Raw genomic sequence first — 18,076 nt, forward strand, 5'->3', positions numbered from 1 at the left:
TCCGGAAGACGGCGGTCGGTGCGCGATCCGCCGCCTGACTGGTCATTGTGGTAGGCTAAGCTTTGCCATTCGACCGCCGTCGATGGTCCAGACCTGACCTGTCACGAATGACGATTCGTCCGATGCCAACCAGGCAACCAGACTTGCGACCTCTTCGGGTTTTCCGGTGCGTCCCACCGGATGAATTTTGCCGATATCCCGGCGGAACCCTGCCGGATCGGGCATGCTTTCGATGAACTCAACATTCAGGTCGGTGTCGATCCACCCTGGTGCCACGGCATTGCATCGCACACCTTCGGCACTGTGGTCGACCGCTACCGCGCGCGTCAGACCGTGAATTCCAGCCTTGGAAGCGCAATAGGCTGCGTGTCTCGGGTTGGAGCCCAGCCCCTCGATCGAGCCAATATTGACGATCGTCCCGCCAACCGCTCGCAGATGCGGAAGTGCTGCCTTGATCATGGCAAATGGTGTTGTCAGATTGACCGCTATCGTCCGCTGCCAGTCCTCGAGGCTCATGTCCTCCACGAGGGCTTCTTGCATCATGCCGGCATTGTTTATCAAAACGTCGAGCCGTCCGGCACGGTCGGCTACTGACTGCACAGCGCCGGACGCGGCCGACGGGTCGGTGAAATCAACACCTATCCCTTCGAACTCCTGGTCCTCGCCACGTTGTGCCGTGAATACCCGCGCCCCCTCGTCTCGTAACCGGCGTGCAATAGCCAGACCGATACCGCTGCGACCGCCTGTCACAAGGGCGACTTTGTCTGCGAACCTCTTCATCCGACCGGCTTTCCACCATTGACCTCGACCAGCGAGCCGCACATGTAGCGAGCGGCGTCGGAGGCAAGAAACAGGACCACCGCGGCAATATCGTCCGGCTCCGCAATCCGGCCAATCGGAACGGTTTTTCCCAATTCGGCAACGGCCGTGTCCGGGTCGAAGCCGCGTTTGATAAAGCCTGTTCGAAGCATCGGCGTGTTGACCTCGTTGGGGCATACGGCATTGACCCGAATGTTCTGATGGGCGTGGTCCATGCCCATGCACTGGGTCAACGAGGCAATTGCAGCCTTCGTCATGCAGTATACGGCGTGGTTCGGACCCGGTCGAACGCCCCAGCATGAAGACACGTTAACGATCGCGCCACCGCCCCTATCGACCATGATAGGAATGGCGCCCCGGCACACACGAAACGGGGCCTCTACATTCACACCGAGCGACAAGGCCCAGTCGGCGTCCGTTGTGTTGGCTACCGAGCCCCGCGTGATCACGCCCGCATTGTTGACCAAAATGTCCAGGCCGCCCAGTGCCGCAAATGCGGCTGCGGACAAATTGTCCGCATAGCTTGCATCAAGCAGGTCGCCAGGCAGATGCGCCTCAGCGTCCACGCCCGTCACGTCGCGATCTGCGACGGCGACCCTGACGCCTTCAGCTCTTAGCTGTTTGACGATCGCCGCTCCGATGCCGCCGGCGGCACCTGTCACCAGGGCGGTCTTTCCCCTGAAATAACTCATCAGTCCCTTCCTGCTCATTTTCAACTAGGGTTAGTCCTGGCTGTCCGGCGTGTTGTCGAAATGCTCTCGATAAAGGCCTTCGAACAATGCGATGTCGAAGTGAGCCTGCGTGCAAGAGCGATTTCTTGGTCCTCAGGCGATATAGGCCGGTCTCGCTCGATCAACAGCTCCAACTGCCTGGAAGACATGCCAAGCCGGTGAATGAGCTCCGGATCGCTGGTCCACGCCCGATGTACTCGTCCATGATGTCACTCCGCCAAGGCGGCTATCTCGTTGCTGCGGCGAGATCGTGCCCATGGCGGCGGGCGAGGGGGCAAAATAGGTTGCGGGGCGCTGCTTGGGGCGCGCCCCGCTGTGGACAATCATTTCACTGTTTCGCGGGCTGCTTTGAGCCAGCCGTCATACGCATCGCGGTGCGCCGCGATCCAAGTGTCCACATGTTTGTCGATGTCGGCGGAGTTCTTTTCCCCGTCAGCGATCAATTTGTTCTCAGCCGAGATGTCTTTGATGTCGATCTTCGCGAGTTCAAACAGCTTGGCCGCCGCCGGGTTGTCCTTGAGGAAATCGTTGCGAGCAACAATCCGCAGGCTGTCCACCGCGAAGCCGAGATTCTTGCCATCGAACTCGGTGTTCGCTTTGGCACCATCCGGCAGAGAGCTGTAAGGCACGCTCAGCCATTCCACATCCTTGCCTGGAACCAGCGCGCCCGAGACCCAGTAGGGCGTCCAGGTGTAGTAGAGGACGGGCTTACCGTTCTTGGCACGTGCGATCGTATCGGCGATGATCGCGTTGTATTCGCCCTGGTTGTGCGTGACCGTGTCCCGAAGCTTATACTCGGTCAATTGATGCTCGATCACGCGTTCGCATCCCCAGCCGGGCACGCAGCCGGCGAGGTCCGCCTTGCCATCGCCGTCCTCGTCGAACATGGCAGCGATCTTGGGGTCTTTGAGATCGCCCAGATTCTTGACCCCGGCGTCGTAGCTCTTCTTGTCGACCAGATAGCCCTGGAGGGCGCCTTCGACCAAGGTGCCTACTTTGCTTATCTTCTCCGGTCCACCCGCTTCTTTGAAGAACGCTTCATGGAGCTGATCCCAGCTATCGGTGAAGAAATCGGCATCTCCGGTGCCAACGGCGAGATGCGCGGTCTGGGCGATGACCTCCTGTGGTTCGGCAACGGTATAGCCAAGATCCTGGAGCGCGCGGAAGACGATCCGCGCCTGGAACATTTCCTCGATTGCCGGCTGTATCACCGGCCGTACGGTAACGCCTTCGCCCGGCTTGTCTTTGGCAAAGAGCGGACTTGCGGTAAGCGATAGGACAATCGCTGTAGTCACAGATAAGAGTTTCATGCGCTTTCTCCCTTGTTGCGTGTGAAATTGGTTCTCGTCAGGCATGCCTGTGGAACAGGTTGGCGATCAGCCCGACAGGCCCGCTCTGCCACCAGTGGCGATGGCCTCTTTCGCGCCTCGACTGATTCAGGCCTTGGGTGATGCGGTCGAGGACGATCGCCAGGATCACGATGCCAAGCCCCCCGACGATGGCCTTTCCGGCATCGAGTCGTCCCATGGCGCGCAGCACTTCGTTGCCAAGGCCGCGGACCGAGATCATCGACGCGATGACCACCATCGACAGCGACAGCATGATGGTCTGATTGAGGCCCGCGAAAATGGTCGGCGTGGCCATCGGCAGCTCGACCTTGAACATGATCTGTGATGCTGAGGCACCGAACGCGCGGGCCGCTTCGACGACGCTTGGATTTACCGTGCGGATGCCAAGTGAGGTGAGTCTTATCAATGGGGCGAGCGCGAATATGACCGTAACCAAGACGCCCGAGACATTGCCAATTCCGATCAGCATGACGACCGGAACCAGGTAGACGAACGCTGGAATGGTCTGCATCGTATCCAGGAGGGGCCGAAGTACAGCTTCGAAACGATCGCTCTTGCCTGCGAGGATTCCGAGAGGAAGGCCGATGATCACGGAGAGGATCACCGCAGCCATCACGATAGCCAGCGTCGTCATCGCCAGTGACCACGCTTCTGGCGAGAGAAACCCGAGGACAGTCAGAGCGACTGCGACGTAGATGGCGGTCCGGCGGCCCGCGGCCTGCCAGGCGATCAACACGATGATGGCGAGCATGACGAGCGGCGGAACCGCCAAGAAAGCTCGTTCGATGCTTTGAATCACGCCATCGAGGAAGATTTTGAAGGGCTGGATTGCTTCGCGGTTGTCAATCGCCCACTGCTTTATGCCGTCGGAATGATCAGCGATTTTCAGATCGACGCTCTCGAACGGATTTAGCCAGTTGAAGGTCTTTTCATCGGCCATCAATTGATCTCCCGTTTAGCCGGGCCGGCGTGGTCCCGGCCTTGAATGCCCCGCAGCAAAGCGTCCTTGGTCACGACACCGGCAACGACGTCGCCGTCTCTCACCAGGATGGGATGGGCGGTTCCGATAGACAGGTTTACCAATGTGTTGAGCTTGTCGTCGGGCCGGGCGACTGGCCAATTTGCGGTATCGGCCGAGCCGTTGGTCTGTCGGTACTGCTCAAGTGGCAGCATCACCTTGGCGGCGGTGACAAGATCTAGTTTGGAGATGCCACCGACGAATTGCGCGACGTATTCGTCGACGGGGTTTGTGACGATCTCCTCCGGCGTGCCGATCTGCACCAGAACGCCGTCCTTCATGATGGCGATGCGGTCGCCGATGCGGATCGCCTCGGACAGATCATGCGTGATGAACACGGTGGTCTTATGGAGTTCGGCGGAGAGCTCCATGAAGGTGCCCTGCAACTGGTGGCGGATAAGCGGATCGAGCGCGGAAAACGGTTCGTCCATCAGCAGGATCGACGGATTTGCCGCTATGGCGCGCGCCAGACCCACGCGCTGTTGCATGCCGCCGGAAAGCTCATCGGGGTATTTGAGGTCCCACCCCGTGAGTTCCACCGCCTCGATCGCCTGCAGGGCAACCTCACGGCGCTTGTCTTCAGCGACGCCTCTCACTTCCAGCGCGAACGCTACGTTGTCCCGAACGTTGCGGTGGGGCATCAAGGCCATGTTTTGGAAGACCATGCCGATGGTTTCGGCACGGATCTGACGCAGTTCCTTCGCGCCCATGGCACTGACGTTTCGGCCTTCAATGTAAATCGCACCGTCGGTAGGCTCGATCAATCGGTTGATGTGTCGGATCAGGGTCGACTTCCCTGATCCCGAAAGCCCCATGATGCAGAATATCTCACCGCGGCCGACGCTGAAGGTGGCGTCACTGACCCCAACGACGCAATCGAGCTTGTCGCGGATTTGAGCTTTGTTCAGCTCTCCAGCCTTGACGGCTTGGATCGCCTCCTTGGCCTTGGCGCCGAATACCTTCCAGACGCCATCGCATCGAATGACGGGCTCTTCACCCTGAATACTCATTGCTGTTCCCTTATTGTCGTTTTTTCTACCTGTTCTGCATCCATGGGCTCGAGCACGGGTAGCTCGCGCTTGAGTGTCGGCAGCATCTCCACTTGCACCGCGGTCCGAATAGTCCTGCGCGCATTGCGTTCTCGCCTTCGAGAAACTTGCGCTTCAACGGTCATGCGGGCCTCCAAAAAAACTCGCGAGCCGCAGCCTGGCCGCGCGCACCTTTGCTGCAACCCGCCCATTTGACCAACTGCAAAAGTCTCACGTGCGTGTTGACTAAAATGCAGACGTCCATGGCTTCGGCTTCTCGCCCACCATTGATCCAATTCGGGTCGTTATTGGAAACGCAGCTCAAACCACTGAAGGCTGGCCAGCAAACCATTCTCACGCGCGCCTGCAGAAGTCTCACACCTTGGTTGAGTTGCGGGGATCCTCAGATTGCACATGAAAATGCCTGCAGTCCCGACAGCACCAGCTTTCGCCAGTTGCGATCTGGGGTATGCATGGCAATGGAGTTCTTCCGCCCGGAGCGCTCCTCGTTCAAATCGGCGATCCTGTCACCAACTTTGGATAGGCAGGGGTCTTCGTTGCCAGCCTGTCTTGGGCAGGATCAATTTGATGCCGGAATCCATCAGGACCGATCAGTGACGCCAGATTATTAGAAGTAATCCGACAGCAATATTTTTGCAGTTGAGGGGACTGGAACGAATGGGCAAGGTCGGCCCCGTATCCATCCATAAAACCAAGGTGCTCAATGTCCGTAGATCTCGTTTGCCAGTCTGGATGGCAAGCTGCGTGCGAAGCGCGAAAGCCTTGACAACATTTCGGTGGTCGACATCGCGCCGCTTCTCGATAGCAAGCAGCAAGCAGGCAGTGGCGAAGCAGATACGTTTGGCGTTTTCGAACACTGGGTTCATCCCGCAGGACTTTCTGACGCGCGCTGGAGCAGGGCGGGAAATTCATTTAATGCATCGCATCACAACTCCCTTCGGAGGGTTCAAGTCTTCCGGCTTCGGCGGTCGCGACAACGGCATCCACGCCCCCGACAAGTACACCAGAATCAAGACCAGCTGGCTTGATCTCACCGGTGACGCAGACGAGGCGGTCGCGTGACCGTCCACAAGGCTGAAAGGCTGCCGGTCCAACGGGGGCCAGCAGCCTGGAACGCCATCCTCCCGGCCCAACCCTGTTCTGCGCCCCTTGAAGGCAACATTCGTGTCGATGTCGCCATAGTTGGCGGCGGCTTCGCCGGTCTTTCAGCCGCCAAACGCCTGCGCCAACAAGACCCGAACCTTCGTATCGCCGTTCTTGAGGCTAGTGGTCTTGCGGAAGGCGCTTCCGGCCGCAACTCCGGCTTCATGATCGACCTGCCGCACGATGTGCAGTCCGATGATTATGCCGGAAAGGGTGTCGAGGAGGACGAGAAAATGATCGCGCTGAATCGCGCCGCCATTAGCTTCGCGAAGGAGTGCGTCGAAGAGTACGGAATCGACCCCGCCTATTTCGATCCAGCGGGCAAGATCAACGGAGCAGCCAGCGAGACCGCGCGCGACCTCAACGCAAGCTACGCAAAACACCTCACCGAATTGGGCGAAGCCAGTGAAATGCTCGACGCCAAGGCTATGCATGAGGTAACGGGAAGTCGCCACTACACGTCTGGCCTTTACACGCCCGGAACAGTGATGATCCAGCCGGCGGGCTATATCCGGTCGCTTGGTACAGGTCTTCGACGCGACGCCGTGTTCGTGTTCGAGGGATCCCCTGTCTCAAAGCTAGCAAGAGTGAACCAGGATTGGGCGCTTACAACGCCCAATGGCCATGTCACCGCGGCGAAGGTCATTCTTGCCAACAACGGGCACCTTGAGAGCTTCGGCTTCGCCCGCAAACGGCTCATGCACGTTTTCCTGTACGCCTCGATGACTGTCGAGCTCGACGCTGAAGTCCTTTCCAGGCTGGGAGGGCAGCCTCGTTGGGGCATTACGCCGTCCGACCCGATGGGTACGACTATGCGGCGCATCGACACCGCACAGGGCGGAAACCGCGTCATCACCCGGACTTGCGCCAGCTATCTGCCTGGGATGGTGCCGTCGAAGTCAGCTGTCGCCCGTGCGGCAAAGGTCCATCGGCGAAAATTCGCGGACCGCTTTCCTGCCATCGCCGATGTTCCCATGGAATACAGTTGGGCTGGACACCTCTGCCTGACCTGGAACGGCGTCTCGATGATGCACGAACTTGATCCAGGTCTTTTCTCAGCCTGCTGCTGCAACGGACTCGGAACGGTGCGTAGTACGCTAACCGGCATCGCTGCGGCTGACATGTTGTTGAACCGTCCTTCGAAAATCTCCGCGCATTTCATGGCTGAAGCAGAACCGTCGAAGCTCGTACCGGCGCCCTTCGCGGAGATCGGCGCGAACCTCTATTTCCGTTGGAAAGAATGGAGAGCGCGTGAGGAATAGCAATACCCAAATCACTAACTGCGCTGGGCCGATCGTTTAACCCGACGTTCACACGCTTTGCCTCGCGAAAGATATTGCTTCTGATTGGAACGACATGAAAATCAAGGAAGTCCACGTCTTCGCGCATGATCTGCCGGTTAAGAACGGTCCCTACACAATGGGCGGCGTCAAGGTGTATGCGCTCGATACGACGATCGTTAAGATCGTGACCGACAACGGTCTCATCGGTTGGGGCGAAACCTGCCCTGTAGGCCCGACCTATCAGCCGCATCATGCAAAAGGTGCACGGGCTGCACTGGATGAGATGGCACAGGGACTGATCGGAGCCGACCCACTTCAGCCAGTAGCCCTTCGACGCCGGATGGATGGCCTCCTTAGTGGCCACCGATACGCAAAGGCGGCGGTGGATATGGCGGCATACGACATCATGGGCAAACAGTTCGGCATGCGCGTCGCCGACCTTCTTGGCGGTGCCGTGACCGAACGGGTTCCTTCATATTACGCGTTGGGCATAGGCGAGCCAGATGAGGTTGCGCGTATTGCGGCGGAGCGTGTAGCGGAAGGTTATCCGCGCCTCCAGATGAAGATCGGTGGTAGACCGGTCGAGATCGACATTGCTGTCGTGCGCAAGGTCTGGGAGCGCGTCGGGGGACGCGCCCGACTTGCGGCCGACGCCAATCGATCGCTGACGACGCGCGACGCGCTGCGGCTCAGTCGCGAATGCCTCGATGTTCCGTTCATCCTGGAACAGCCTTGCAATACGTTCGAAGAGATCAAGGCCATCCGCAATCAACTACACCACGCAGTGTATCTCGACGAAAACACCGAGGACCTTTCCACTGTGATCCGTGCGATCGGAGAGGGGGTATGTGACGGCTTTGGGATGAAGGTGACTCGCATTGGTGGTCTGCATGCAATGGCGACGGTGCGTGATCTTTGCGAGGCACGATCAATGCCGCACACTTGCGACGATGCATGGGGTGGTGACATTCTCGCCGCCGCCTGTGTTCACATCTGTGCAACTGTCAGTCCGCGCCTGAACGAGGGCGTCTGGATCGCGGCACCATACATCGAAGGCCATTATGACGAGAAGAACGGTGTGTCCGTCGAAGATGGACATATTAGTCTTCCGAATGGGCCTGGCCTGGGAATTCTTCCGCAGGGATCCTATTTTGGCTCACCGGTGGCATCTTATGGTTGATCGGCGGAGACTCTCAATCGGACAGGATTTGAGCGACATGCCAGCCGCGACGGCGATGCTTCAGCCGCCAATGCCGCTAGCATTGAAACCATATCCTGATGGGCCGCCGTATAAAGGTAGACCGGATCGGCGGTCGGGGTTGGCACATAGGCTTTTCGCATTCGGAAGATCGGCCAGGACCGGGACCAGGAAATCTTCTCGCGGAACTTCGGCAAAGCTGTTTCAACACGCTCAAAGCGGAGCCTCGCTGTGCATGCGAACTGCGATACAAGATGGGCGCTTCTAGCTGGAGTATTCCGCTAGGTTGCGCATGGCATGGATGCATCGGAAGTCACGGGAGCAGAAGTCGTTATCCTGAAACAAATCTAAGGCGTTTTGCGATGAATTACACTCATCTAGGCCGGACGGGCATCAAGGTCAGCCGAATAGCCCTCGGCACGATGGAATTCGGCTGGCAGATCGATGAGTCGGACAGTGTCACGATCATGGACGAAGCTCTCGACGCCGGCATCAATCTCTTCGACACGGCGGATGTTTATGGTGGCCCGCAATCGCCCGAAATGGAGAAGGGCTACGGCATCTCCGAGGAGATCATCGGCCGTTGGCTCGCGCAGGGCGGCCGGCGCAACCGGATTGTATTGGCGACGAAGGTCTACCAGCCGATGGATACTGGTCCCAACGATCGCCGTTTGTCTGCCTATCACATCCGACGCGCCTGCGAAGCCAGCTTGCGGCGGCTGAAGACCGATCACATCGATCTCTACCAGATGCATCACGTCGACCGGGCCACGCCGTGGGAGGAAATCTGGCAGGCGATGGAGCAGCTGATCCGCGAGGGCAAGATCACCTACGTGGGCAGCAGCAACTTCGCCGGCTGGGACATCGCCACTGCCCAGTGCACGGCCGCGTCGCGCAATCTGATGGGATTGGCTTCCGAGCAGAGCCTCTACAACCTCGCGCAGCGTACCATTGAGCTAGAGGTGATTCCGGCGCTTCGTCACTACGGGGTGGGCCTCATCCCATATGGACCGATCGGCGCTGGGTTGCTCGGCGGCGTGCTCCGCGGGGCAGCCCAGGGGCACGGCTCGTCGACGCCGCTTCAAACGCGGATCGTGGAACTGCGCCCGCAACTGGAAGCCTATGAAGCGCTCTGCGATGAACTGGGCGAAGCGCCGGCCCTCGTGGCCCTCGCGTGGTTGCTTCACAATCCCATTGTCAGCGCGGTGATCAGCGGCCCCCGGGCGGTGGTGCAGCTCCGCGAGAACTTGAAGGCACCCTCACTGAACCTCTCGAATGACACGCTGACGAGGCTGGACGAAATTTGGCCAGGCCCCGGCGGCGAAGCGCCGGGGGCCTACGCGTGGTAGGCTATGGAAGTGGCTATGGTCGTATCTCTCGTTTAGGGAACGACTAGTCGAGGCGGCGCTTACTGCGCCGCGTCGGCCACACGATCTCGTCCGGCATCTCCAACGTCTGAAGATGGTCGACAACAGCGGAGCGGGCCATCCGGGTTTCGTTCCTCAGGACAGCGCAGAGACCTTTCCATGCCACAGCTTTGCACCTCATTGCGGACCTATTGTCGACTGACGCCAAATCCCAAGAGCGGCAATTACCGAGGGACGGTCGCGATTGCCCCAAAAGCGGCTAACGGCTAATCGACGAACAGTTGCACAGCCGGACAATCCTAGATCATCAAAGCTCGATCAAATGGGCATTTTGTCAGGTTTTCAAAGCCGCTGTCCGTGATCAAAACCTGCTCTTCGAGCTTCACGCCTTCACGGCCACCAACGGCACCGATATAGGCCTCAACGCACAACGTCATCCCCGGCTCGAGAACATAGTCGAATACTCCAGGGATAAAGTCTTGAGGATAGAGGATCGCGGGATACTCATCGCATAGACCGATGCCATGCATCATGACGCCATATCGCTGATCCACGAACTCGGCAGGGAGCTTGTGGCCGCGCTCGGTTAGTTCGTTGAATGATACTCCAGCTTTGAGCATGGCCATGTTGGTCATCACGTGCTCGTACGCGATGGCGTGTAGCCTTCGCTGTTCGTCGGTTGGCCTGCCGTCGCCGCAATACCAAGTGCGCGAAAAATCCGCACACATGCCATAGGGCCCGACCATGTCGGTGTCGAAGGCGACCATATCCCCTGGCATTATGCGTCGAGGACCGGCCTCTTGCATCCACGGGTTCGTGCGTGGGCCGGAAGTCAAAATGCGCGTTTCGATCCACTCGCCGCCGCGGGCGATGTTTTCGGCATGAAGAACCGACCACAATTCAGTTTCCGCTATGCCGGGTCGCAAACGCTCGCGCATTTTGCCGACAGCGATTTCGCATGTGGCTAGCGAGCAGCGCATAGCGTTGATCTCGTCGACACCCTTGATGGCCCTCGCGTGCTCCATAAGTTGCATGCCGTTGCAGACCTCGACACCGACTGCTTCCATCGCGCGCAGGCCGGGAATTTCGATCTTGTCGACGGCAAGACGTCGGTTCTTGCCGGCACTCCGTCGCATTAATTCATCGATCTGCCCCGCGAATTGTTTGGCGATTGCTTCCTCTGCATCGCCGGCAACGAAATAGTAGAAGCCCGCCCCACCGTCTCGGATCTCGTTGATCAGCGGTAGGTAAGTCGAGAGATGACTGCAGCGGTGAAAGTCCCAAAGCACGACATAACCGTCCGCTGACACGAACACGGCTCGCGACGGGTTGTGCATGGTCCAGATATGCATGTTCGAGGAATCGGTCGCATATCGAATATTCAGCGGATCGAAGCAAAGCACGCCGGCGTAATCCCGTTGGCGCAGCTGTTGCACGAGGCGGTCTAGCCGGGTTTTCCTCATCCGCTCCAGATTGGGGGCAGTGAGTCCCAGTTGCTCCCATTCAGCAAATGCCACGTCAGTCGGGCCGATTTCCACACGATCGTTGTTGTCGATGCTCCCGTCCGCCTTCAGTGCCCTTGCACCTCGCGTAGGATCAATCTTATGATTCACGATCGAAAATGAAGACATGATGACGGTTCCTACTGCCGAATATGCGTGTCGATGGCTCCGCCGCATTCACTGTCACCGCGAGATCAGGATCGACAGGCACTTGGATTGGCGCCGAAGGCCTGGCGGAAGCATTTCGAAAAATGCGAGGCCGACGCGAAACCGCATGCGATTGCGATCTCGACCACGGGCAGTTCTGTCTGTTCAATGAGACGCTTGGCGCGGCTAAGTCTCAAATGCAGGTAGAATCGCATGGGAGACGACGTAATCGACTGCTGGAAAAGCCGTTCGATCTGACGCTGCGAGCGGCCGACGCATTTTGCGATGTAGCGCAGCGGCAGCGGGTCTTCAATATGCTCCTCCATGATTCGAATGACGTCTACCAGCGCCTTACAGATGCCGGTTTCACCAGCATTGATGGTCGATTGTCTATCGGAGGCGGGGCGCCAATGCCCGGCAGTCGTATGTCGGCAGACTGCTAGCGCAATGTCTCTGCCGAGGCGCTCGCTGATCAGCTCCATAACCAGGTCGAAGGACGCGAATTCTCCTGCGCAAGTCAGGAGGTGAGGATCGCGGACGAACAGTTGGTCGATAACCTGGAGGCGGCCAAACTTTTCCGACAGGGCGGCCCTCTTGTCCCAATGGATTGTGCAAGCGGTATCGTCGAGTAATCCACTTTCCGCCAGCAGCCATGTCGCGGTACCCAACGCCGCGATTGGAACTCCGTGCCGCTTACAAAGCCGAAGAATCTTGGTGAGGGAAGTCGACATCTGCTTTTGGACCGGCTCGCCTGCGCAGACGATGACCATGCTTGGTCCCTTGCCGGACTGAATGCATTCTCCAGTGTCGGCAAAATTACTGCCGACCGAAAGGATGAACCCGCTGGCGCATTCAACCGGCTGGCCATCCGGGCTCGCAATCGTCCACTCGAAGGAGGATCGCCCGGAGATGGAATTGGCAAGGCGAAGCGGATCCACGAAGGATGAAAGGCCGAGCTGGGAAAATCCCGGAAGTGCGAGAATGACCAGGCGGTACACGTCGTCGGTGTCGATCACCTGCCGGTTGGGATTCCATCCCACAATCCGCCAACTGTCCCTCGCTGAAAATGGCGCATTCATAAGGTCATACATCCTCGTTGACGGTCATCAACATCGAGCGGGGCGTTGGCACCAGCGTCTTGCAGGATGGACACCGCCGCCATCAACCGCGGACGTTGTGCTTGCGCTTCATGAAGTCCTTGGCGGTCTCGACCGCCACCGCGGCGTCGCGGCAATAGGCGTCGGCGCCGACGGCCTTGCCAAATTCCTCGTTGAGCGGCGCGCCGCCAACCAGGACGATATAGTCGTCGCGAATGCCCTTTTCCTTCATCGTGTCGATGACGACCTTCATGTAGGGCATTGTCGTGGTCAGCAGTGCCGACATGCCGATGATGTCGGGCTGATGCTCTTCAATCGCTGCCATGTATTTCTCGACGGCATTGTTGATGCCGAGATCGATGACGTCGAAGCCGGCGCCCTCCATCATCATGCCGACGAGGTTCTTGCCGATGTCGTGGATGTCGCCCTTGACGGTGCCGATCACCATCTTGCCCTGCTTGGGCGCGCCGGTAGCGGCGAGCAGCGGGCGCAGGATGAACATGCCGGCCTTCATGGCGTTGGCGGACAAAAGCACTTCCGGCACGAACAGGATGCCGTCGCGAAAATCCTCGCCGACGATGCGCATGCCTTCGACCAGCGCCTCGGTCAGCACATTGTACGGCACCCAGCCGCGCTCGATCAGGATGTTGGTGCCTTCCTCGATCTCGTCCCTCAACCCGTCATAGAGGTCGTCGTGCATCTGCTGCACCAACTCGTCATCGGAAAGCTCGGAAAGGATGATCTCGTCGTCGGACATGTCGGGTCGCCTCATGCATGGTTCAAAGAAGGTCGGCACCCCATGCTCGATGGGGCGCCGACCAGGCTTCCGGTTGGAGCCTTGGGAGTCTGCTAGGCTGCCAGCCAGACTTTCTGCAAATCCATCTGGAAAGTCTGGTGGATTGCATAGTTCTGAACTTTTTTGTTCATGTGACCAAAGAGGCTTTGCCAGAACGGCTGGATGATGACCCCAGAATCCTGCAGCATGTCTTCGATATCCTTCATCAGTTCCTTCCGCTTGGCGGCGTCGCTGACCGAGAACGCCTTCTTGAGTTTGGCGTCGAAGTCCGGGTTTGCGTAAGCAGTCTCATTCCAAGCCTCGCCAGTGCGATAACCCAGCGCCAGGACCTGCACCCCGAGCGGCCGCATGTACCAAACGGTCAGCGAATAGGGATACTTCGCCCAGTCGTTCCAGAAAGTCGAACCCGGAAGCACCGTGCGCTTGACCTTGATGCCGGCTTCGCGCAGCTGCGCCGCAATGGCGTCACCAGTATTCTTCTGCCAGTCTTCGTCGATCGAAATCAGCTCGTGCTCGAAGTCGGCATTTCCGGATTCAGCGATGAGTTTCTTCGCGCCCTCGACATCCCGGCTTTTCTTAGGCAGGGCAAAATATTCCGGGTGGATCGGGCTGACGTGATGGTTTTCGCCGACCGTTCCCCGTCCTGCATAGCCGAGTTGAAGGATAGTGTTGTTATCGACCGCCATCTGCAGCGCGTTACGGACCTTCTTGTTGTCATATGGTTTGTTGGTCGTGTTGGTGCGGCACACCAGAGTCGTTGCGGTAGCGACCTGCGATTTGACCACGTCCATCTTGTCCAGGATGTCGATGAAGTCAGCCGGCGTCTCCATATTGACGTCGATCTCACCGGAGTCGAAGGCAGCCACCGTTGCCTGGAAGTCGGTGCCATAGTCGATGAATTGCACGCCATCCAGCAGAGCTTCGCCGCCCCACCATTTGCCATTCTCGCGGCGTTTGACTTCAGCCTTGCTGCCGACCGCATAGGATACCAGTTCGAATGCCCCCGTTCCGATCGGCTTTGCGACCGGGTCGGCGCCGCCGGCATCGAAACTGCGATGGACGATCAGTCCGGGGTAGTCGGTGAAATTCGCGATGATGGCAATGTCCGGCTCGCTCAGCTTGAGTTTGACGGTATGGTCATCGACCTTGACGATAGCTCGATCTCTTGCCTTACCGGTCTTGGCATCGATCAGTCCCCCGACGCGCGCGGCCATCGAATTGCCGGAGACGCCCTTCTCGCACCAGCGGGTGATGTTGAGGACTACGTCATCGGCGTCGAAAGCGTCGCCATTGTTCCAGGTAACACCCTTTCGGACATGGAAGACATATTCGGTGGCATCGTCATTGACCTCCCAGCTTTCCAGCAGGACAGGCTCAAATGTGAATTCATGTGTGTAGCGAACCAGCGGCTCGAGCCAACAGCGAGAAATGTTGGCAAGTTCCACCCAATCATAGGTACGTGGGTCTTTCTGCGCCTTGACGGGCATGGACACGCGGAGGATTCCGCCCTTCTTGGGCTCAGCGGCGCGTGCGGGCTGGGGCAATGCTACGCCGATCAAGCCGTAGGCCATGGCAGCCGAGGCGCCGAACGTGCTAGCAAGCGCGAGAAACTCGCGCCTGTCCATTTGTCCTGCTTTGACGTCGCTCGCCATCTTTTCGATGGCAGCTGGAACGCGATTCCCATTGCTTCTGAAAAGTCCCATTTTTGTCTCCCTTGTTGGTGTTCCCGGATATTGACTGCATGGGCTCGTGCGCGGACCCTTAGGCAAGGCTTGGCGAAATTTCCTCCTGGCGTTGCGTCACGAATGCATCGAGTTCCTCGCGCACGGCCGGATCCATCGGCGGTTGCTCGTAACTCGCGATGATCGATTTCGCCTTCTCACGGCAGCGCTCCGCCATGTCCTTGGAGCCTTTGACCTTCCACTGCTCGTAGCTGAGGTAGTCGAGGATCTCCGGCGCGAAGAATGCGTCCTTGAAGCGCTTGAGCGTGAAGGAATCTCCCAGATAGTGGCCGCCGGGGCCAATGCGCCGCACTGCCTCAAGAGCGTCGACGAAATGCTCGAACGAAATCCCCTGCGCGTATTTTTCGATCAGCAGGTTCTGTTCAGCGTCGGCGACAAACTTCGCCATGCAGCATACGAGGCCGGCCTCATCCCAGCCGCCCGCATGCATCATCAGGTTCGCGCATGCGCTCGCTCCCGACATGTAAGCGATCGCCGACTCGTATCCGGACTGAGCATCAAAGGTCTTGGCAGACGACTGGGATGCAGTCGTTCGCCACGGCAAACCATACCGTCTTGCCAGTTGGCCGATGACGGCGTTGATCAGAGTGACTTCGGGCATGCCGGACATCGGAGCGCCGCTGCGCATCGAAACCGAGACTGAATATTGCCCATAGATCATTTTGGCGCCGGGCCTGACCAGTTGGGTGTAGGCGAGCGCTGCGAGTGCCTCGGCGTTCAACTGCGCGATTGTGGCCGGGATGTCGGCGGGAGTGTTTGCGGCGCCGAGCACAAAAGGCGACAGCAGGACGACCTGGTTCGCCTCGACGAAAGCGCGGAGCCCTTCCAGCATGGTCGAATCCCAGACCAGCGGCGAGTTTCCCGATACGTGACCGAGCATCACCGCGTTCTGATCCATAAAGGCCTTGCCGTGCACGATCTGCCCCATGGCGATCGAGTCCTCGGCTCGCTGCTTCCCGGTCGTCAGACCGAAGAAGGGCATGTTCGTTTCCACCAGGCTCGAATGGTTGATGTGCAGATGGCGCCATGGAACAGCGATGTCGGTCGGCTCACAGGTGAACCCGCCGGCGATATGGAACCCGGGCAGCATCTGGGTCAGCCGGTTCATGTTCCGCAGATCCTCGATCGTGGATGCGCGTCGCACACCCTGGAGGTCCCGGACGTTCGGCGCGCCCTGCATGGCGCTGAAGGTCATTGTGTCCGGCGCGATCTCGAAACGCTGTGACGGATCGCGAGACGTCATCTCAAAGCGGGATGGGGCCTTGGAGATGAGATGCATCAGCATCTCGCCATCGAGGCGCACACGTTGGCCTTGGACGTCCGCGCCCGCCTCCTTCCATTGCCGGATCGCTGTCTCATCCCGGAATTCGATTCCGATCTCGCGCAAGATCGCCAACGAAGCCTGGTGAATGCGCTCAAGCTGCTCAGCAGTGACGGCTTCCACAGGTCGAATGCCGTACTTGATAGTCGAGACGCGAGGCCTCCTCTCTGCTTCCCGGGCAGCTACGACCGACGCGCGTCCTCCGCGGCGGCGGATTGCGGGTGTATCAGTGTCCATCATCGTGTTTCCCAGAGGGCGCAAAAGGTCCCCGTCAACAGAACTTTCCTCGGTCCGCGTACGGAACGCGGCCCTGCTCATTGACGTTGATGATAGGGGCGAACAATTATCCTGAGAATTCGCAAAAGGTTTCGCTGGCGTTAAACTCAGTTTATGTCTGGGTCGACAGCGCAGTCACTCGCTACCTGGGAAGAACAGCCCGAAAAGCGACGCGGAGGTGGGTATGAGAACCGAGGGAGCGTTGGCCGGTAGCCGTCTAGTCTAAGGGCGCAATTCCTTCGACTGAGCGAGGAACCAGTCCACCAGAACCTTGCACCTCTTGTTTTTGCCAGGATCTTCATTGGACAAGAGGAAGAAGGCGCGGTCGGTCTTGATCTCAGTCGCGATGGGCCGAACCAGCAGGCGGTTGTTAAGCAGGTGTTGGGCGGTCAGGGACCATCCCAGCGAGATTCCTTCGCCTGCAAGAGCTGCCTGGAGCGCCAGCTGATAGTCGTTGAATACAATGTTCGGTTTGGTCTCGCTGGCATCTCCGCCTGCAAGCTCGACCCATTCGGGCCAACTCATTCGCTTGCGAAAGGCATCGGACGAATGAATGAGCTGGTGTCGAACCAGCTCATCGACGCTCTTTGGAGCGGGGTGCGCCAGAAGATATGCGGGGGAGCAGACGGGGAAAATGATCTCGTCGCATACGAACCAGCTGTTGGCCCTATCAAAATCCCGTGGCCGCACCCACACGGTGACGTCTACTTCGTGATCGGGCTCGATGTCCCGATCGGTGCCGACCACCTTGATCTTAACGTCCGGATGCTCGTCCTGGAAATGATAGAGCTGAGGCGCAAGCCAATGTGCCGCGAGGGATGTCGACGCCGCAAAAGTGACGTACTTCGTTCCGCGATCGGAAATGGTCTCAAGTCGCTGTTCCAGACGGCGGAAGCTAGTGCGCACCTCATCGTAGAGCTGCCTGCCAGCCTCCGTCAGCTGCACTCCTCGATTGTCACGGGCAAAGAGCGCGGTCCCGCAATGCTTCTCGAACATCTTGATCGAGTGCGAGACACTCGGTTGCGTCACGCTGAGCTCGCTGGCTGCGCTTTTGAAACTTTGGGTTCGGGCAGCCGCTTCGAAGACAAAGAGCGAATGCGTCGAGGGCACCAGGCTGCGAAGCTTTGACATGAAGCAGGTCTATATCAGACGCTATCTTTTCCGTCTACGAAACACCCGCCAAGCGGTCTATTCCAAACAGGACACAACGCGACCGCCGATCGTAGCTAAGGCTTCGT

At 58.8% G+C, this 18,076-nt stretch carries 16 protein-coding genes; 4 read left to right on the forward strand and 12 right to left on the reverse strand.

The features are described from left to right. Positions 1 to 42: 42 nt before the first annotated feature. From ACSQ3Z_RS09240 to ACSQ3Z_RS09265, 6 genes are all read right to left on the reverse strand, one after another. Positions 43 to 780, reverse strand: coding sequence for an SDR family NAD(P)-dependent oxidoreductase (locus ACSQ3Z_RS09240; protein ID WP_436170979.1), 738 nt, complete (start codon positions 778 to 780; stop codon positions 43 to 45). Then, positions 777 to 1,511 carry an SDR family NAD(P)-dependent oxidoreductase gene (locus tag ACSQ3Z_RS09245; protein WP_436170980.1) on the reverse strand — a complete coding sequence of 245 codons (735 nt, stop codon included), beginning with the start codon at positions 1,509 to 1,511 and terminating at the stop codon, positions 777 to 779. The genes ACSQ3Z_RS09240 and ACSQ3Z_RS09245 overlap by 4 nt, the downstream gene beginning before the upstream one ends. A 362-nt stretch (positions 1,512 to 1,873) precedes the next feature. Continuing rightward, positions 1,874 to 2,860 (reverse strand): glycine betaine/L-proline ABC transporter substrate-binding protein ProX, encoded by a 987-nt coding sequence (gene proX / locus ACSQ3Z_RS09250; RefSeq protein WP_436170981.1) that lies wholly within the window; start codon positions 2,858 to 2,860, stop codon positions 1,874 to 1,876. A gap of 37 nt (positions 2,861 to 2,897) precedes the next feature. Then, a complete protein-coding gene (locus ACSQ3Z_RS09255) occupies positions 2,898 to 3,839 on the reverse strand; it encodes an ABC transporter permease (RefSeq protein ID WP_436170982.1) in 942 nt (313 codons plus the stop codon). Further along, positions 3,839 to 4,927: a quaternary amine ABC transporter ATP-binding protein gene (locus tag ACSQ3Z_RS09260; RefSeq protein ID WP_436170983.1), complete on the reverse strand. Its 1,089-nt coding sequence runs from the start codon at positions 4,925 to 4,927 to the stop codon at positions 3,839 to 3,841. Before ACSQ3Z_RS09260 ends, ACSQ3Z_RS09255 begins: the two co-directional genes overlap by 1 nt. Further along, on the reverse strand, positions 4,924 to 5,091 hold the full coding sequence (locus tag ACSQ3Z_RS09265; RefSeq protein WP_436170984.1) for a hypothetical protein: 168 nt from the start codon (positions 5,089 to 5,091) through the stop codon (positions 4,924 to 4,926). The genes ACSQ3Z_RS09260 and ACSQ3Z_RS09265 overlap by 4 nt, the downstream gene beginning before the upstream one ends. Before the next feature lie 532 nt (positions 5,092 to 5,623). Between ACSQ3Z_RS09265 and ACSQ3Z_RS09270 the strand changes: the two genes are divergently transcribed. The 4 genes from ACSQ3Z_RS09270 to ACSQ3Z_RS09285 all read left to right on the forward strand — a co-directional run bounded on the left by ACSQ3Z_RS09270 (position 5,624) and on the right by ACSQ3Z_RS09285 (position 9,939). Then, a complete protein-coding gene (locus ACSQ3Z_RS09270; RefSeq protein WP_436170985.1) occupies positions 5,624 to 6,028 on the forward strand; it encodes a hypothetical protein in 405 nt (134 codons plus the stop codon). Next, on the forward strand, positions 6,025 to 7,371 hold the full coding sequence (locus ACSQ3Z_RS09275; protein ID WP_436170986.1) for an NAD(P)/FAD-dependent oxidoreductase: 1,347 nt from the start codon (positions 6,025 to 6,027) through the stop codon (positions 7,369 to 7,371). The genes ACSQ3Z_RS09270 and ACSQ3Z_RS09275 overlap by 4 nt, the downstream gene beginning before the upstream one ends. A 94-nt stretch (positions 7,372 to 7,465) precedes the next feature. Further along, on the forward strand, positions 7,466 to 8,572 hold the full coding sequence (locus ACSQ3Z_RS09280; protein ID WP_436170987.1) for a mandelate racemase/muconate lactonizing enzyme family protein: 1,107 nt from the start codon (positions 7,466 to 7,468) through the stop codon (positions 8,570 to 8,572). A 380-nt stretch (positions 8,573 to 8,952) separates the two neighbouring features. After that, positions 8,953 to 9,939 carry an aldo/keto reductase gene (locus ACSQ3Z_RS09285; protein WP_436170988.1) on the forward strand — a complete coding sequence of 329 codons (987 nt, stop codon included), beginning with the start codon at positions 8,953 to 8,955 and terminating at the stop codon, positions 9,937 to 9,939. A gap of 317 nt (positions 9,940 to 10,256) precedes the next feature. On the opposite strand, the gene dddP is transcribed toward ACSQ3Z_RS09285, so the two are convergent. The 6 genes from dddP to ACSQ3Z_RS09315 form a co-directional block, all read right to left on the reverse strand. After that, entirely contained in the window at positions 10,257 to 11,588 is a 1,332-nt protein-coding gene (dddP, locus tag ACSQ3Z_RS09290) for a dimethylsulfonioproprionate lyase DddP (protein ID WP_436170989.1), read from the reverse strand. A gap of 65 nt (positions 11,589 to 11,653) precedes the next feature. Continuing rightward, positions 11,654 to 12,685, reverse strand: a complete 1,032-nt coding sequence (locus ACSQ3Z_RS09295; protein WP_436170990.1) for a GlxA family transcriptional regulator — start codon at positions 12,683 to 12,685, stop codon at positions 11,654 to 11,656. Positions 12,686 to 12,767: 82 nt separating this feature from the next. After that, positions 12,768 to 13,460, reverse strand: a complete 693-nt coding sequence (locus tag ACSQ3Z_RS09300; RefSeq protein ID WP_436170991.1) for a corrinoid protein — start codon at positions 13,458 to 13,460, stop codon at positions 12,768 to 12,770. Positions 13,461 to 13,552: 92 nt separating this feature from the next. Continuing rightward, a complete protein-coding gene (locus ACSQ3Z_RS09305) occupies positions 13,553 to 15,202 on the reverse strand; it encodes an ABC transporter substrate-binding protein (protein WP_436170992.1) in 1,650 nt (549 codons plus the stop codon). 58 nt (positions 15,203 to 15,260) lie between these two features. Beyond that, positions 15,261 to 16,802 (reverse strand): trimethylamine methyltransferase family protein, encoded by a 1,542-nt coding sequence (locus ACSQ3Z_RS09310; RefSeq protein ID WP_436170993.1) that lies wholly within the window; start codon positions 16,800 to 16,802, stop codon positions 15,261 to 15,263. A 258-nt stretch (positions 16,803 to 17,060) separates the two neighbouring features. Further along, positions 17,061 to 17,969, reverse strand: coding sequence for a LysR substrate-binding domain-containing protein (locus tag ACSQ3Z_RS09315; RefSeq protein ID WP_436170994.1), 909 nt, complete (start codon positions 17,967 to 17,969; stop codon positions 17,061 to 17,063). Between the last annotated feature and the right edge of the window lie 107 nt (positions 17,970 to 18,076).

Source organism: Mesorhizobium sp. LjNodule214 (assembly GCF_964252735.1).
Lineage (GTDB): Bacteria > Pseudomonadota > Alphaproteobacteria > Rhizobiales > Rhizobiaceae > Mesorhizobium.

Excerpts from the sequence above, each read along its gene's own strand:
- ACSQ3Z_RS09280 (WP_436170987.1), top strand. The coding sequence starts at position 7,466 with ATGAAAATCAAGGAAGTCCACGTCTTCGCGCATGATCTGCCGGTTAAG.
- ACSQ3Z_RS09255 (WP_436170982.1), bottom strand. The coding sequence starts at position 3,839 with ATGGCCGATGAAAAGACCTTCAACTGGCTAAATCCGTTCGAGAGCGTC.
- ACSQ3Z_RS09315 (WP_436170994.1), bottom strand. The coding sequence starts at position 17,969 with ATGTCAAAGCTTCGCAGCCTGGTGCCCTCGACGCATTCGCTCTTTGTC.
- ACSQ3Z_RS09305 (WP_436170992.1), bottom strand. The coding sequence starts at position 15,202 with ATGGGACTTTTCAGAAGCAATGGGAATCGCGTTCCAGCTGCCATCGAA.
- ACSQ3Z_RS09310 (WP_436170993.1), bottom strand. The coding sequence starts at position 16,802 with ATGATGGACACTGATACACCCGCAATCCGCCGCCGCGGAGGACGCGCG.
- ACSQ3Z_RS09295 (WP_436170990.1), bottom strand. The coding sequence starts at position 12,685 with ATGAATGCGCCATTTTCAGCGAGGGACAGTTGGCGGATTGTGGGATGG.
- proX (WP_436170981.1), bottom strand. The coding sequence starts at position 2,860 with ATGAAACTCTTATCTGTGACTACAGCGATTGTCCTATCGCTTACCGCA.
- dddP (WP_436170989.1), bottom strand. The coding sequence starts at position 11,588 with ATGTCTTCATTTTCGATCGTGAATCATAAGATTGATCCTACGCGAGGT.
- ACSQ3Z_RS09240 (WP_436170979.1), bottom strand. The coding sequence starts at position 780 with ATGAAGAGGTTCGCAGACAAAGTCGCCCTTGTGACAGGCGGTCGCAGC.
- ACSQ3Z_RS09270 (WP_436170985.1), top strand. The coding sequence starts at position 5,624 with ATGGGCAAGGTCGGCCCCGTATCCATCCATAAAACCAAGGTGCTCAAT.
- ACSQ3Z_RS09285 (WP_436170988.1), top strand. The coding sequence starts at position 8,953 with ATGAATTACACTCATCTAGGCCGGACGGGCATCAAGGTCAGCCGAATA.
- ACSQ3Z_RS09300 (WP_436170991.1), bottom strand. The coding sequence starts at position 13,460 with ATGTCCGACGACGAGATCATCCTTTCCGAGCTTTCCGATGACGAGTTG.
- ACSQ3Z_RS09260 (WP_436170983.1), bottom strand. The coding sequence starts at position 4,927 with ATGAGTATTCAGGGTGAAGAGCCCGTCATTCGATGCGATGGCGTCTGG.
- ACSQ3Z_RS09265 (WP_436170984.1), bottom strand. The coding sequence starts at position 5,091 with ATGACCGTTGAAGCGCAAGTTTCTCGAAGGCGAGAACGCAATGCGCGC.
- ACSQ3Z_RS09245 (WP_436170980.1), bottom strand. The coding sequence starts at position 1,511 with ATGAGTTATTTCAGGGGAAAGACCGCCCTGGTGACAGGTGCCGCCGGC.